The following is a 14,768-nucleotide window of genomic DNA, read 5'->3' as shown; positions in this document are numbered from 1 at the left end:
GTTGCGTGGTTGAAGCCCTGCCGGTTTCCCGGCAGGGCGGTGCTCAGCGAAGCTTCACCAGCCCGTTGAGCACCTGGTCCAGACCTCCGAACACGGAGATCTTGTCGATGCGCTCGGCCACGCGCTCCAGCGTTTCCAGCTCCTTCAGTCGCAGCGCGACGGGGTTGTCCTCCATCACCTTGGCCGTGTTGAGCAGGGCACGCGTCGCGGCGGTTTCCTCGCGGCGGCGGATCACGTTGGCCTCGGCGGCCTTGCCGGCCTCCACCACCTGGGCGAGGATGGTTTTCATATCGCCCGGCAGCACGATGTCCTTCACGCCCACGCCGTCCAGCTGCAGGCCGTAGCCGGCCAGCTTCGCGGTGACCTGGGCGGTCACGACCTCGTCGATGACCGACTTGTTCTCCAGCAGCTCGTCCAGCGTTCGGGTGCCCACTGCTGCGCGCAGGCCAAACTGCAGCTCGCGGTAGAGGTGGTCTGCCGGCTTGATGAGCTGTCCGAACGCGCGCAGCACGTCGGTGTAGCGCCAGTTGGCCGAGAGGTTGAGCCGCAGCGCGACCTTGTCGCGGGTCAGGATCTCCTGGCCCGTGACTTCGAGCGCCTGCAGCCGCAGGTCCACCAGTTCTACGGCCACGTTGCGGCCGAACTTCCAGAACGCGTGCGCGCCCGGTCCCAGCAGCTGCTCGACCTTGCCGTCCACGCGCAGCAGGCCGGCGCCGTGTTCGGGAACCTCGACCTGCAGCACGCCGCTCAGGCCGGCTATCGCGCGCGGCCTCAGCTGGGGCTGGGCCAGCCGCGTGGTGACGACTGCGGGCAGCTCGGCGGACGCGCGGATGTCGATCACCTCGACCTGCACGTCAACATAGCCGCGCCAGTACAGGCGCCGCGTGGCGGGTGGCAGCAGCTCGACCAGCACGCCGTTCTCGCTGCGCAGGCCCACCTCGTGCTCGGCCAGCTCGACGCACGTGAACTCGGTTGCGACCACCTCGGGCTCCTGGGCCATCAGATAGTCGGCCAGCGGGTGAACAAAGGCCGGCTGGCCGAGCGTGAAGAGCTCGACCTTGAGCTCATCCAGGCCGGTGAGCAGCCAGTGCGTGCCGGGCTGCAGCACGCGTTCGAAATCGCCATTGCGCAGCAGCAGGCCGCGCTCGTTCTTCTTCACAGTCACACGCTTGATGGTCATGCTGTCCTCCTTGGTTGCGTGTTTGAGATGTCTTAAAGGTGCCGTTACAGCGGCCCGTGCGGGCGACGGATGCCAGGATCTGGCGCCACGGTGCGCGTTGAGCGTCCCTCCCTGAAGACGTTCGCTGCTGATCGTGGAGGCAGAGTCCCGCTTGCCCAGCGCACAGGCGCGGGCCACTGATGCGCGGTCCCGGCCAGGGCCGGGGGCGCACGTTCGGCGGTGGTCTCGCGACCGGTGTGGTTTGGAGTGGGAGTCGAACCCACGACACACGGATTAATGACTCCGTTGCTCTACCCGACTGAGCTATCCAAGTGGGAGGAATGAAGGGACTCGAACCCTTCCCTTGCGGGACACCGTGTCATTCCCGGATCGGCCGATTCCGGCAGGGCGGCATACGCCGCGGCGACGGGGATGAACCCGGCCGCAGCGCACCGGCGGGGAAGATGAACCCCGGCCTGTGAGCCTCTGCCCTCCTCGGCAGATTCGTAGGCGCCTCAGCTGAGGCGAGATCCTTTGGGCAGGCGCGCGGCCAGCCAGTCGTGCACGTCGGCGCGGATGTGGCGGCCCTTGAGGATGAAGTCCTCGAAGCGGCTCGGCACGAAGGGCGCGAACAGCAGCGGCATGCGGGCCTCGTCCGGCGTGCGGTTGGCCTTGCGCGAATTGCAGGCGCGGCAGGCCGCGACCGTGTTCATCCAGCTCAGACGTCCGCCGCGGCTGGCCGGCACGATGTGGTCCACCGTCAGCTGGTGGGCGTCGAAACGCTCGCCGCAGTAGGCGCAGGTGCAGCGGTCGCGCCTGACGAGCTTGGCCTTGCCGTAGGTCGGCGTCAGTTCGAAGAGGTTGATCCTGGACGCGCCGCGCAACGCCACGATGGCCGGCACTTCCAGCCGCGACTGGCGGCCCGTGGCGCTGTTGAAGCCGCCGCGCAGCACGGCCAGGGGCCGGTCGCCGGCGGACCAGACCACGGCGCCGGTGGCCACCAGGCAGGCGGCCTGTTCCACCGAGATCCAGGCCTGCGGGAGGCCGGTGATGTCCAACTGCAGAACGTCGTGCATGCTGACCTCCTTTCCGTCTGGCACGAGTACAGGCGCGGCGATCGGCGTTGGGGCGATCGTGGTTCACGCCATGGGAATGGGCCGCTGCGCGGGCAGCAGCCCGCGAAACGATCTCCGTGTGTCGCCAGCGGCCTCGCGGCCGTGCATGGCGCAGTTCAACGCGGCGCGCTGGCGGTGGGATCCACCGCCTTGGGCTGGGTAACGTAGACGCTGGACTTGCCGCGCACCGAGGTGTAGGCCGACCGCTCGGCCAGGGCCAGCAGCTTGCCCGTCATCACATGCAACGGGATCTGGTCGCCGACATCGATGGCCGTGGCTCTCGGGTCGGCGTACTTCACGTTGTCGAGCTGCCGCTTGCGGCCCAGCACCTCCAGCGTGCGGGCATCCAGCGTGATGCGCTGGAAGTACATGTAGGCCGCGATGTAGGTCGATGACCTGCCGGTCTCTCCAGTGTTGGGGTCGACGGTCTTGTAGTCGGAGTTGTCGGCCGGGGCGGGTTCGGACGTGACGGCACTGATGGCACCGGTATCGTCCCACTCCACGGCAACGTCTCCCTTGGAGAGCGGCTGCACATAGAAGCCCACGCCAGAGAGCTTGCGGCCCATGCCGCCGACGCTCTCGAAGAAATAGCTGGGCAGGATCACCTCGATGCGGTCCCAGTCGGCGCGGGCCGGCTGCGCTTGCAGATGCTCCGTGAGTGCCGCCAGCAGCAGGGATTCGCGTTCCTTGCCATGGGCGTTGGCCAGCTGGCGCTGGACTTCGGCGGGCGCCGTCCACGCCAGCAGCACGCGCTTGGCCTGCGGTTCTTCCTCCTCGATCGCCTGATCCAGTCCCTTCAGGACCGCCAGGTTCAGGGACTGGCCGTTGACGGAGAAACTCTTGCGGATGAAAGGTTCGCGGTGGCTGCCGGTACTCTCGCGCTGGCGGACGACATCCACCCTATCACCGACGGCCGCCAGCAGCGCGACCGTGGGGGCCTTCGCCGCAGGCTGTGCCCAGGCACCGAAGCTGACGATTGCTGCGGCAAAGATGCAGGCCAGGTTCTTCAAGATCGGACCTTTCAAAGAGGGTGGAGTCACCTTTACCGGATGATTATGTGCCGCCGCCTGGAAGGTGCCGGGCCGGCTGGCAGGAAAGGTTGCCGGTGACGGGTTCCGACGCCGCCCAATCGTTGCGGCCGGTTTGCGCCTCTCAAGGCGTGAGTTCGCCGAGAAGCTTCAGGTTGAGGATGGATCTGGTACCCCTTGCGGGAGTCGAACCCGCCTCCTCGACTTGAACGGGCGAGGACATCGCCGGAAGTCCAGCGGGGCGCCGTGGCGGTGGGCCGCGGTGGTGCGCCATGGTGATCTTGCAGACCATCTCGGCTGTGTCCACACGCGACGCGACCGGCCTGCGCAAGCTGGTGATGCGTCGCTGCACGCGACAGGTGGCCGCCCGAGCGCACATGCACACCGAACCGGCCGGTGCTTGTGCGTGGGCACACCCGAGATGGGGCAGGCCACCGAGCGAACCCGGCGTCTGCCTTGGTATGGGCGCGGTGCCGGCGTTGTCCGGCACCGCGCTCGGTGCGAGTTGTTAAAGAGCGTGCCGGGCGCCAGGCGCCGCGACGGTCCGAAGACCGGACGCCACCGGGCGTTCCCGGCGGCGGTAAAGCAAAAGGCCCGGTTCCTTGCGGAGACCGGGCCTCGAATGAGCGTGGAAGGTCGGCGTCAGCCGGGTCCTTCACCCGATGTATTGCTGTCATCACTCTCACGACCGTAGTCGTGCGCAAGGGCGACCGTCGCGGGCAAGCCCGCCAGCTTCGATTTCCGGCCCTGCACCATCGGCGCGGCATCGCATCGGCTCAGCGAGCCGGTGCGGGCGATGACGGTGACGAAATGGCGATTCATGGTGGGCCTCGAAGGCGTTTTGGTCGTCGGTTGTTGGAAAAGCTCAAATGCGTTGAGCGAATCCCTGCATTGTTAAGAATGTTCACGCGGATCGTCAAGCTGCGGCAGCCACCTAGAATGCATGTGAAGTGTTTTCACAACACTGCGAGCCGCTTCCCGCCCCATGTCCAGTCCCGCCACCGTCCGCCGGCTCAACGCCCTAGCGCTGTTCCAGTCCTTCGCCGAGGAGCGCATCACGGCGGGTGATCCGCCCAAGGGGCTGGAGGCCGCGTGGGCCGCGCGGATCGGTGTCAGCGGCGCGACCTGGTCGATGGCCAAGAGCGGTGCCCGCCCCCTCGGCGACCGGCTGGCAAGGCAGATCGAGCACCTCTGCGGCAAGGAGACAGGATGGCTCGACGAAGCCCGTGAACCCGCGGGCCTGACGGTGGCGGAGCAGCAGTTCCTGGCGCTTGCGCTGAAGACCTATCGAGGCACCAACAGCGACGGGCGCAAGAAGCTCAGGCAGTGGCTGAAGGCGTCCGGCGCGTCCTGAGGACTGCCGGCAGGGCCTTTCAGCCTGCGGTGGTGACGATCAGCGCGACATTGCTGCCACCGAAGGCGAAGGAGTTGGACATCGCCGCGCGCAGCGTCGCGGCGCGCGCCTCGCCGGTGATGATGTCGACCTGCTCGGCCAGCGCGCTGGCGCGCACATGGGCGCTGGGCGGCAGCGTCTGGCGGCGCAGCGCCTGCACCGTGGCCACCAGTTCCAGCGCGCCGCCGGCACCTATCAGGTGGCCGTGCAGTGCCTTGGTGGCGGACAGCGGCACGGCGCGCCGGCCGAAGACTGTCGTCACGGACTCAGCCTCGACGGCGTCGCCCACCTCCGTGGCCGTGCCGTGGGCGTTGATGTAGCCGATGTCGGCCGGCGCGAGGCCGGCGTCGCGCAGCGCCGCGCCCATCGCGCGAGCCTGCCCGGCGGCATCGGGCCGCGACAGGTGCACCGCGTCCACGCTGTGTCCATAGCCGGCCAGCACGGCCAGCGGCGTGGCACCGCGTGCACGTGCATGGGCCTCGGTCTCGAGGACGAGGGCTGCAGCACCCTCTCCAAGCACCAGGCCCTTGCGCGCGTCGTCGAAGGGGCGGCAACTCTGCGCTGGCTGGTCGGCGTCCAGCGGCGCCATGACGCCCATGGCCTGCCAGCCCAGGGCACTGCCGACATGCAGCATCGCCTCGGAGCCGCCCACCAGCGCGACGTCTGCGCGTCCGTTGCGCAACAGCCACAGCGCTTCGCCGATAGCCTGCGCCGATGACGCGCAGGCATTGGATACGGCCAATTGGGCCGCGCGCAGCTGGTGGCGCATCGCAAGGTGGGAGGCGGCCGAGTTGGCCATCACTCGCACTACCGTGTAGGGGTGTACGCGCGGTGGCCGGGCCGTGAACATCTGCTCGTAGGACGCTTCCATGGACACGGAGCCGCCCAGGCCAGTGCCCCAGGCCACCGCGGCGCGGTCCGGCTCGGGTGCTGCCGCCGGCAGCCCTGCCTGCGCCCAGGCCTCGGTGGCGGCCTCCAGCGCCATCAGGCTATGGCGATCGTAGAGATTGCGCTGGGCCGGCGGCATGCCGGGCGACAGCGGCGCGGTCACGGCAGCGGCTGCAAAAGGCTTGAGGCCGTGCACCTCGCTGCCCGCGTGGGCCGTGACGCCGGAGTGGCCAGCCAGCAGCGCGTCGGCCAGCGCCTGGGCACCGACGCCCAGCGCGCTGACGGCGCCCAGCCCCGTGACCCAGACCTGGGCCATCAGGCTGCCGCGGCGAGCGGCTGCGCCTTGGCCGCGACCAGCTCGTCGACGAGGGTGGCCAGGCCGGCCAGCGTGGGATTCTGCAGCGCGCGGTCGTGCTCGATGCTGACGTGGAAATGGTCCTCTACGGTGAACATGAAGTCCACCAGGCCCAGGGAGTCGAGGCCAAGCTCGGCGAAGGGCGTCTCGACCTTGCCGTTCAGCGCCTCGGCGCCGAGTTCGCGTTGGGCGAGGATGCAGAGTTCTTCAAGCGTGCTGTTCATGTTGGCGGGTTCCGGTGGTGAGGGGAGCGAGGAGGGCCAGCGGATGCCGGCTCAGCAGGAAGTCGCGCACCGTGCGCGCGACGGCGGTGCGTTCGTTGTCCAGGGTCAGCATGTGATAGCTGTCATGGAACCAGTGCACCTCGGGCTGTGAGCCAAGGCGGCTCTGCAGCTCGCGCACGCTGCGCGGGCCGGCCACGTCGTCCTCGCTGGCATGCAGCACGACGGCCGGTGCGACCAGGCCGTCGAGCCGGGCGCGGACGTGGCGGATCAGCCGTGAGGCTTCGTACAGCGATGCGGCGGACAGCCGAGCAGCGCCGACCGCCGAGACGTGATCGGACGCCATCGCCTGCTCTACCCAGGCGCGCAGGCGTTCGTTCTTCAGGCCGAAGGGCGTCGTCTCCTTGAAGCTCATGCGGCGGCGCAGGACCGGCAGGTAGGCCAGCGGCAGCAGGCGCCGCCAGGGCGAGACGTTCCAGCCGTCGAAATGCAGCGTCGTCGAGATCAGCACCAGGGCTGCCGCCGGCCGGCGTGCGGCCAGCGCCAATGCCAGCACGGCGCCCATGCACAGGCCGCCTACGGCGACGCGGCCATGCTCGGCGGCCAGGTGATCGAACCGGGCCTCGGCCTCCGCCAGCCATTGCTCGAAGGGAGGTACCGGCAGTTGTTCGCCGGTGGCGCTGCTGACGCCATATCCGGCCATGGCGGGCACATCGACCGCATAACCGACGTCGCGCAGGGATTTGGCCACCGGCGCCAGCTCCAGCGGATTGGCGCACAGGCCATGAAACAACAGCACCGCAGGCCGGCGCTCGATGGAAGATTTCATGGCGGCCAGTGTCCGGACCGCCGCCGTCACCGTCTTGACACCCGCCTTGCCGCGAGCTTTCCTCGTGCGACAGCCCGGCGTCAGCACGCCGGGCGCTCTCAGGCCATACTTCACCACCATGCGCATCCTGCTCGTCGAAGACGACGAACATCTCGTCGAAACCACCGCCCGCGCACTGCGCTCCCAGGGCTGGGTCGTGGACTGCACCGCCCGAGGTGAGCCCGTGCCGCGCTCGTTGCGTGAGGACGCCTACGACATCCTCATCCTCGATATCGGCCTGGCCGGCATCGATGGCTTCGAGACGCTGCGCCGCGTGCGCAGCGAGGGCATCGCCGTGCCGGTACTGCTGCTGACGGCACGCGACGCCGTCGAGGACCGGGTGCGAGGGCTGGAGGGCGGGGCGGACGACTACCTCGTCAAGCCTTTCGCGCTGACCGAGCTCGTCGCCCGCGCCCGCGCGCTGGTGCGGCGCAGCCAGGCGCGTACCAGCAATCAGCTGCAGCTTGCCCGGCTGCGCATCGATCAGGAGGCGCGCCGCGCCTACATCGACAACGAGCCGCTGGCGCTGTCCGCCCGCGAGTGGGACGTACTTGGCTTCCTGATGGCTCGGGCCGGCAAGGTCGTGCCCAAGGAGCACATCGCGCTGGCCAGCAATGCGTGGGACCAGGGCGTCAGCGACAACGCCATCGAGGTGTGCCTGTCGCGCCTGCGCGCCAAGATCGAGCCGGGCGGTGTGCAGCTGCGCACCGTGCGCGGCCTGGGCTACCTGCTCGAGGAAATCGTCTGAAGTGCAGCTACTCGCTCAGTTCCGCCCGCTGAACGCAGGCGGCTCCGGTCTGTCCCTCACGGGGATGGCGGCCTGTGCCGGTTCGAACGGCCTGCGCACCGCCTCGGGGCGCAGGCTTCGGCGTGGCTTGCGCGGGGCGGGCCGCGGATGCCGCGAGCGCGCAGCGGATAGCTGACCTTGGCTGAAGGTTCGCGCTCCAGCCTGCAGCGGAGGCTGTTCGGCTGGCTGATGCTGCCCCTGCTGGTGGCGCTGCCGCTGCTGGGCATGGCGCTGTACGAGCAGGTGCAGCGCAGCGCGCAGGGCTGGCTGGATGAAGGACTGGAAGACACGGCGTTGACGCTGGCCGGCCAGATCGACCTGCGCAGCGCCGAGCCGCGCATCGACATCAGCGCCACCATGGACCGTGCGTTGCGCTTCGACCGCCAGGACGATGTCTTCTATCTCGTGCTGGCACCGAGCGGAGAGGTGATGCAGGGCGATGCCGGCCTCTCGGAGGTGCAGCCCCTGACGCCCATGCAGGAGCCCGGCCAGGCTTTCTACGGCGACGTCAGGCTGCGCGACCGCGAACTGCGCGTGGTACAGCTGGGGCGTGACTGCGGCACCGGTGCCTGCCAGGTGATGGTGGCCGAGACGCTGCACAAGCGTGATGCACTGCAGCAACAGATTGCCAGCCTCGTCGCGCTCAGTGGCCTGGGGCTGGTGCTGCTGCTGGCCCTGGCCAGCTGGTGGGCCATCCGTCAGGGCCTGGCGCCGCTGACCGGCCTGAGCGCCGAACTGGAGCGTCGCGACCTGCACCGCCTCACGCCGCTGGAGGCGCCACTTCCGCGCGAACTCGTGCCGCTGCAGGCCGCTTTCAACCGCCTGTTCGAACGCCTGGACCGTGCGGCCGGCGCGCAGCGCGAGTTCCTCGCCGACGCCGCCCACCAGCTGCGCACCCCGCTGACCTCGTTGCAGACCGAGATCGAGCTCGCCATGCTGGAGCCGCACGACCAGCGCCTGGACCCGATGCTGGAACGGCTGCGCCAGCGGGTCATGCGCAGCGCGCGGCTGGCGCAGCAGCTGCTGTCCCTGGCGCGAGCCGAGGACCGCACGGTCAACGTCGGCCAGCGTATCGACCTGCGCGACATCGCGACCGAGAGCGGCCAGGACTGGGCCCACCGCACGCTGCCCAGTGGCGTCGACCTCGGCTTCGAGCTGGAGGAGGCGCCGGCCCTGGGTCACGCCTTCTTGCTTCGCGAGGCGCTGGAGAACCTCATCCACAACGCCGTTAGCTATGCCGGCCCGGGCGCGCGCATTACCGTGCGGTGCGGCAGCAGCCTGGAGGGCCCCTGGCTGGAGGTGGAGGACAACGGCCCTGGCATCCCGGCGGCGGAGCGCCCGGCTGCCATGCAGCGCTTTCGGCGCGGCAGCAGCGCCAGCGGCTCCGGCAGCGGCCTGGGCCTGGCCATCGCGGCCGACATCGCCATCCGCCATGGCGGCCTGCTCGAGCTGCTGGATGCCAATGCCGGCCGGGGCCTGAGGGCGAGGATCAGCCTGCCACCGCTGCGGTCCTGAACCGCACTCTCCGTCCGGCCTGCCGAGGCGGGTGGAGAGCCTCAGGCGTGCGCGCCGAGCGCGCGCTCGACGAAGCGGCGCGGCACCGTCGTCTTGGGGACGCGCACCGGGAACCAGGCGCGGATGTCTTGCTCGATGCCGATGCCGTGCATGAAGTTGTAGAGGCCTTTCTTCAACCCCTGGCCGAGTCCATCGTGGTCGGTGGGCGTGGGATCGATGAAGGCGATGTCGTTCTTCGCGAAGCGGCCGTCGGGTGGCAACGGCTGCAGGGTCACGCCGTACTCCGCCGGGTTCAGGCCGACCGGCGAATGCACCGTGCAGGCGAAGCGATGGAAGAAGCCGCTGTGGATGCAGCCGTTCTCGAACAGCTGGCGCACGTACTCCAGCGCGTCGACGGTGTCCTGCGTCGTCTGCGTCGGGAAGCCGTACATCAGGTAGGCATGCACCAGCACGCCGGCGTCGGCAAAAGCCTTGGTCACGCGGGCGACCTGCTCCACGCTGACGCCCTTCTTCATCAGTTTCAAGAGTCGGTCCGAGGCCACCTCCAGCCCGCCCGAGATCGCGATGCAGCCGCTGTCGGCCAGCAGCTGGCACAGCTCGGGCGTGAAGGTCTTCTCGAAGCGGATATTGCCCCACCAGCTGATGGCCACACCGCGGCGGATCAGCTCCTCGGCCAGAGCCTTGAGCGCCTTGGGCGGTGCGGCTTCGTCGACGAAATGAAAGCCCGTCTGGCCCGTCTCGCGGACGATTGCCTCGATGCGGTCCACCAGCACCTCGGCCGAGGCCGCCTCGTAGCGCGAGATGTAGTCCAGGCTGACGTCGCAGAAGCTGCACTTCTTCCAGTAGCAGCCGTGGGCCACTGTCAGCTTGTTCCAGCGCCCGTCGCTCCACAGCCGGTTCATGGGGTTGAGCATGTCCAGCAGCGACAGGTAGCGCTCCAGCGGCAGGCCGTCCCAGGTGGGCGTGCCGACGTCGTCGAACGGCACGTCGGGCTCGACGAAGTTGGTGTACCTGACCTCGGCGCCGTCGCGCCAGAACGTGCGCACCAGCCGAGTCTTGGAGCGCTTGGCCGAAACGTGTTCCAGCAGCGCCAGCAGCGGGCGCTCGCCGGCATCCAGCGTCACGTAGTCGACGAAGTCGAACAGCCGCGGCTCGGCCAGCTCGCGCAGCTCGGTGTTCACGTACCCGCCGCCCAGCACGCAGACGACCCCGGGGCGCGTGGCCTTGATGGCCTGCGCGATGCGCAGGGCTGCGTAAACCGATCCGGGGAAGGGCACGGACAGCAGCACGACGTCCGGGCTGTGCTGCTCCAGCGCAGCCAGCGTGAGGCGTTGCAGCGTCGCATCGACGAGATTGGGTGGGGCCGCGAGTGCCTCGGCCAGCGGGTCGAAATGGGCCTGGGCCGCGGCCAGGGACTCGGCATAGCGGACGAACTCGAAGCGCGCGTCGACGGCGTCGCGCAGCACATCGGCGAGGTCATTCAGGAACAGCGTGGCCAGGTGCCGCGCGCGGTCCTGCAGGCCCAGGGCGCCGAAGGCCCAGGCGAGCGGGTCTTCACCCTCTTCGCCGATGTAGTTCTCCAGCGACGCGAAACGCGCGCCTTCCGGCAAGAAGGTCCGCGTGTTGATGCGGTGGGCAAGTGTTGGGTCGCTGCCTTGCAGGAAGCGCAGCACGCGCGGCGTGGCGGCGGCAATCGCCGGGAACTCGCCATCGAACCAGGCGGTCTGCGGCGTCTGCCGGGCATGCGGCAGGGTCTGGACGGCCTCACGGATCTGGGTAAGGCCGGCCGGCGAGAACAGCTCCAGCACCAGCGCCAACGCCAGATCCACCTGATGCGCGTCGATCTGCCGCGAGCGCAGGAAGCCGGTCAGGTAGGCGGTGGACGGATAGGGCGTGTTCAGCTGCGTCATCGGGGGGATGACGGCAAGCACACGGGGGGACGGGGACTGCATGGTCCGGATTGTCGTTCTGCACGCGGCCGCCATGCCGGCCGGCGAGGCGCGCTGCGGCCGCGGGGCGACTCAAGGCCAGACCAGGAAAAGCACAGGCCAGAGGATGAGGCCTACGAAGATGAACAACGCCAGAAAGAGTGACGCGTACCAGCGCACGAGGCGCTGGACGACATCTGGCAGCCTGCCGACGAATCGGCTGCCTGGTTGCAGGGCGCCGTGTTCCGGATGCAACCAGATGCAGGTACAGAGCAGTGCCCAGGGGACGAAGATGACCGGCCCTGCGAGTGCGGCAATCACGGCCACCCCACCGGTGCACATCCACGTCAGCAGAGCAAGCAGCGACACCGCCAGCAGCCACCATCGATGCGGGAACAAGCGGGTAGCGAGCCGCGTCGCGATCGTCGCAGACATGGTTGTCCGAACCTGGTGAAGCCGCGTAATTGCTACTGGGCTACCCCGCCAGCCATCCCGCCAGCTTCTCGGCAATCATCAGCGTCGGCGAATTCGTGTTCCCGCTTGTGATCGTCGGCATCACGCTGGCGTCCGCCACACGCAACCCGGCCACGCCTCGCACGCGCAACCGCGAGTCGACCACCGCGCCGGGATCGTCGTTGCAGCCCATCTTGCAGGTGCCCACCGGATGGAAGATGGTCGTCGCGATGTCGCCAGCCAGGCGCGCCAGTTCCTCGTCGGTCTGGAACTGCGGCCCCGGCTTGTATTCCTCCGGCTTGAAGGCAGCCAGCGCAGGCTGAGACACGATCTGCCGCGTCAGCTTCAGGCTGTCGGCGGCGACCTGGCGGTCCGCCTCGGTGGACAGGTAATTGGGCCGGATGGCGGGGGCGACGGTGGCGTCCGGCGATGTGACGTGCACCGTACCGCGGCTGGTCGGGTTGAGATTGCACACGCTGGCCGTGAAGGCGTTGAAGCTGTGCAGCGGTTCGCCGAAGGCGTCCAGCGACAGCGGCTGCACGTGGTACTCCAGGTCGGGCCAGATCTTGGTGGGGCTGCTGCGCGTGAAGGCGCCAAGCTGCGATGGCGCCATGCTCATCGGACCGCTGCGTCGCAGCGCGTACTCCAGGCCGATCATGGCCTTGCCGAGCATCGAGGCCGAGCGGGTGTTCAGCGTCCTGGCGCCATGGACCTTGTAGACCGCACGGATCTGCAGATGGTCCTGCAGATTCATGCCGACACCTTGCAGGTCCTGCTCAACGGTGATTCCCAGGCCCTGCAGCAGCCCACCCGGGCCCAGGCCCGATAGCTGCAGGATCTGCGGCGAGCCGATGGCGCCGGCCGCGAGGATGACCTCGCCGCCGACGTTCAGCCAGGGCTGCTCGACGCCGTGCGGCGTCAGCACCTCGACGCCGCAGCAGCGTATGCCCGCGTCGTCGCGCAGCAGGCGCAGCCTGCGCACCTGCGCACCCGTCCACAGTTCGAAGTTGGGCCGGCCCAGCGCGGTCGGCCGCAGGAAGGCCTTGGCCGTGTTCCAGCGCAGGCCCTTCTTCTGGTTGACCTCGAAATAGCCCACGCCCTCGTTGTTGCCGGCGTTGAAGTCGCTCGTGGCCGGGATCCCGGCCTGGGTTGCGGCCGCCGCGAACGCGTCGAGGATGGGCCAGCGCAGCCGTTGCTGCTCGACGCGCCATTCGCCTTTGTGGCCGTGCATGGCGGCGAAGCCCTCGGGCGCCGTCTTGGGGTTGTCGAGGCGCCAGTGGTTCTCATGGCGGCGGAAGGCACGCAGCACGCGCTCCCAGCGCCATGTGTCGTCGCCCGTGACGTCTGCCCAGTGCTCGTAGTCGCGGCTCTGGCCGCGCATGTAGATCATGCCGTTGATGCTGGAACTTCCGCCCAGCACCTTGCCGCGCGGGTAGCGCAGGCTGCGACCGTTCAGCCCGGTCTCGGCCTCGGTGTTGAAGCACCAGTCGGTGCGCGGGTTGCCGATGCAGTAGAGGTAGCCGACGGGGATGTGGATCCAGTGATAGTCGTCCTTGCCACCGGCCTCGATGAGCAGCACGCGCTTGCCGCGCATCGCGCTGAGGCGGTTCGCCAGCAGGCAGCCGGCGGTGCCGGCACCCACGATGATGTAGTCGAAACCTTGTTGGGACATGAGGAGCGCTAACGGGGCGTGCTGGGGAGGGATGCAGCCCCTAGCGTAAATCACGCCTCGTCCGCCGTGCCGCCCAGTCGATACCAGTCGAGCTTGCGCGTGAGCGTCATCACGGCCGCAAGGACGGCGAACAGCAGCACGGCGCCGATGACCAGGGCTGTCTGCTCGCGGCTCAGCAGCACGTAGAGGGCGCCGTACAGCAGCGCGATGCCGCCGCCGAAGGCCGCGCCGCGCCGCCAGCCGCCCAGCATGGCCGCTGCGTACTGCGTCAGCACCAGGGCCGCCGCGCCGGCCGCGATCAGGTAGGCCTTCACGAAGGGCAGGTGCTCCGACAGGCTGAGGAGCAGCAGGAAGAAGAGGCTGAGCGCCATGCCGACGAGCAGGTACTGCACCGGGTGCACGCGCCGGCCGGTGAGCAGCTCGGTCAGGCCGACGGTGATGAAGGTCAGTGCGATGAAGATGAGGCCGTACTTGATGGCGCGGTCGCTCATGACATAGGGATTCACGGGGTCGATGAGCTCGACGGCCAGCGCGTCGAGGTTCTTGCGGCCCGCAGCCACGTCGGCCGCGGCGCTGCTGGAAAGCTCGCTGACCTGCCAGCGCGCGAGGAAGCCGCTGACGCCCACCTGCCGCTCGGCGGGCAGGAATCGTCCGCCGAAGCTCGGATGGCGCCAGCTGGACTCCAGCCTCACCGAGGTGTTGCCCGCCGCCGGCACGACCGCCAGGCCGCCCGTGCCGACCAGGTCGATGCCGAGAGTCACGGCCAGCGGTTCACCCGGAAGCGGCGGCTGCAGCCGGGCGTGCAGGCCGCTGGGGTAGTCGGCGCTGGTCGTGCCGGGCCGGACGATCAGGGCCATGTTGTCGCGCTTGAGCTCGACGTTGCGCAGGCCGCGGGCGTCGCTGGCCGAGAACATCACGATCAAGTCGCCGCATTCGACCTGGCCGCCGGTGTTTTCGGGCGGGGGGGTCAGCGAAGGCAGGGTGTCCCAGCGCGCGGAGATGGCCAGCTTGCTGGCGTAGGTGTTGACCTTGAACAGGCCGCGGTAGCGTGGCTCGGGGCTGAGGCCGCCGCTGACCTGCAGCTGCGAGGGCGGCAGCCGCAGCGTGAAGCTGCGGCTCTGAACGCCATCTTTGTAGGCCGCCCAGGTCTCCTTGCAGTCGCGCATCAGCAGCGGGCCCAGCAGTGTCTGCGGGCCGGCCAGCGACTCCTCGACACCGCGCGCGGCCTCGCGCTGGTGGGCTTGGCGTTCTCGTGCGAGTCCGCCGATCTGGCCGAGCACGATGCACAGCAGCAGGGTGACGATGGCCAGGATGGCCAGCTTGGCAAAGGTGGGGTTGAGCTTCATGCCGCCAGCATCGCCAGCGGCGGTGAGGAGACGACGAAGT

14 protein-coding genes and 1 tRNA gene are annotated in these 14,768 nt (G+C 69.0%); 3 read left to right on the top strand and 12 right to left on the bottom strand.

Annotated elements, in window-relative coordinates; genetic code table 11:
• Positions 1-43 precede the first annotated feature (43 nt).
• The 5 genes from QM732_RS21390 to QM732_RS21370 all read right to left on the bottom strand — a co-directional run bounded on the left by QM732_RS21390 (position 44) and on the right by QM732_RS21370 (position 4,124).
• Entirely contained in the window at positions 44-1,180 is a 1,137-nt protein-coding gene (locus QM732_RS21390; protein WP_415658108.1) for an SPFH domain-containing protein, read from the bottom strand.
• Positions 1,181-1,417: 237 nt separating this feature from the next.
• Positions 1,418-1,491, bottom strand: a tRNA-Met gene (locus QM732_RS21385).
• Between the two features lie 183 nt (positions 1,492-1,674).
• Positions 1,675-2,235: an HNH endonuclease gene (locus QM732_RS21380; protein WP_415658107.1), complete on the bottom strand. Its 561-nt coding sequence runs from the start codon at positions 2,233-2,235 to the stop codon at positions 1,675-1,677.
• Positions 2,236-2,390: 155 nt separating this feature from the next.
• Positions 2,391-3,284, bottom strand: a complete 894-nt coding sequence (locus QM732_RS21375) for a hypothetical protein (protein WP_415658106.1) — start codon at positions 3,282-3,284, stop codon at positions 2,391-2,393.
• Positions 3,285-3,944: 660 nt separating this feature from the next.
• A complete protein-coding gene (locus QM732_RS21370) occupies positions 3,945-4,124 on the bottom strand; it encodes a hypothetical protein (protein ID WP_415658105.1) in 180 nt (59 codons plus the stop codon).
• A gap of 163 nt (positions 4,125-4,287) precedes the next feature.
• Here QM732_RS21370 and QM732_RS21365 point away from each other — a divergent pair, with 163 nt between their 5' ends.
• Positions 4,288-4,656 (top strand): hypothetical protein, encoded by a 369-nt coding sequence (locus tag QM732_RS21365; protein WP_415658104.1) that lies wholly within the window; start codon positions 4,288-4,290, stop codon positions 4,654-4,656.
• A gap of 19 nt (positions 4,657-4,675) precedes the next feature.
• On the opposite strand, the gene QM732_RS21360 is transcribed toward QM732_RS21365, so the two are convergent.
• Genes QM732_RS21360 through QM732_RS21350 form a run of 3 tightly spaced genes read right to left on the bottom strand, consistent with a single transcriptional unit; the run spans position 4,676 to position 6,988 of the window.
• On the bottom strand, positions 4,676-5,899 hold the full coding sequence (locus QM732_RS21360; protein WP_415658103.1) for a beta-ketoacyl-[acyl-carrier-protein] synthase family protein: 1,224 nt from the start codon (positions 5,897-5,899) through the stop codon (positions 4,676-4,678).
• Positions 5,899-6,162, bottom strand: coding sequence for an acyl carrier protein (locus QM732_RS21355; RefSeq protein WP_415658102.1), 264 nt, complete (start codon positions 6,160-6,162; stop codon positions 5,899-5,901). Before QM732_RS21355 ends, QM732_RS21360 begins: the two co-directional genes overlap by 1 nt.
• Positions 6,146-6,988 carry an alpha/beta hydrolase gene (locus QM732_RS21350; protein ID WP_415658101.1) on the bottom strand — a complete coding sequence of 281 codons (843 nt, stop codon included), beginning with the start codon at positions 6,986-6,988 and terminating at the stop codon, positions 6,146-6,148. Before QM732_RS21350 ends, QM732_RS21355 begins: the two co-directional genes overlap by 17 nt.
• A 118-nt stretch (positions 6,989-7,106) precedes the next feature.
• Between QM732_RS21350 and QM732_RS21345 the strand changes: the two genes are divergently transcribed.
• Together QM732_RS21345 and QM732_RS21340 are read left to right on the top strand one after the other, a co-directional pair.
• On the top strand, positions 7,107-7,775 hold the full coding sequence (locus QM732_RS21345) for a response regulator (protein ID WP_415658100.1): 669 nt from the start codon (positions 7,107-7,109) through the stop codon (positions 7,773-7,775).
• Positions 7,776-7,952: 177 nt separating this feature from the next.
• Positions 7,953-9,329 (top strand): sensor histidine kinase, encoded by a 1,377-nt coding sequence (locus QM732_RS21340; RefSeq protein ID WP_415658099.1) that lies wholly within the window; start codon positions 7,953-7,955, stop codon positions 9,327-9,329.
• 41 nt (positions 9,330-9,370) lie between these two features.
• Here QM732_RS21340 and QM732_RS21335 read toward each other — a convergent pair whose 3' ends face one another.
• From QM732_RS21335 to creD, 4 genes are all read right to left on the bottom strand, one after another.
• The gene (locus QM732_RS21335; RefSeq protein WP_415658098.1) at positions 9,371-11,281 is read right to left on the bottom strand and encodes a B12-binding domain-containing radical SAM protein; all 1,911 of its coding nucleotides are present in this window, start codon (positions 11,279-11,281) and stop codon (positions 9,371-9,373) included.
• A 69-nt stretch (positions 11,282-11,350) separates the two neighbouring features.
• The gene (locus tag QM732_RS21330) at positions 11,351-11,692 is read right to left on the bottom strand and encodes a hypothetical protein (RefSeq protein ID WP_415658097.1); all 342 of its coding nucleotides are present in this window, start codon (positions 11,690-11,692) and stop codon (positions 11,351-11,353) included.
• 40 nt (positions 11,693-11,732) lie between these two features.
• The gene (locus QM732_RS21325) at positions 11,733-13,382 is read right to left on the bottom strand and encodes a GMC family oxidoreductase (RefSeq protein ID WP_415658096.1); all 1,650 of its coding nucleotides are present in this window, start codon (positions 13,380-13,382) and stop codon (positions 11,733-11,735) included.
• Between the two features lie 50 nt (positions 13,383-13,432).
• Positions 13,433-14,728, bottom strand: coding sequence for a cell envelope integrity protein CreD (gene creD, locus QM732_RS21320; RefSeq protein ID WP_415658095.1), 1,296 nt, complete (start codon positions 14,726-14,728; stop codon positions 13,433-13,435).
• Positions 14,729-14,768 lie beyond the last annotated feature (40 nt).

Origin of the sequence: Roseateles sp. (assembly GCF_047654805.1) — a bacterium.
In the GTDB taxonomy this organism is placed as follows: domain Bacteria; phylum Pseudomonadota; class Gammaproteobacteria; order Burkholderiales; family Burkholderiaceae_C; genus Pelomonas.
This window is presented reverse-complemented; position numbering and strand designations above follow the sequence as displayed.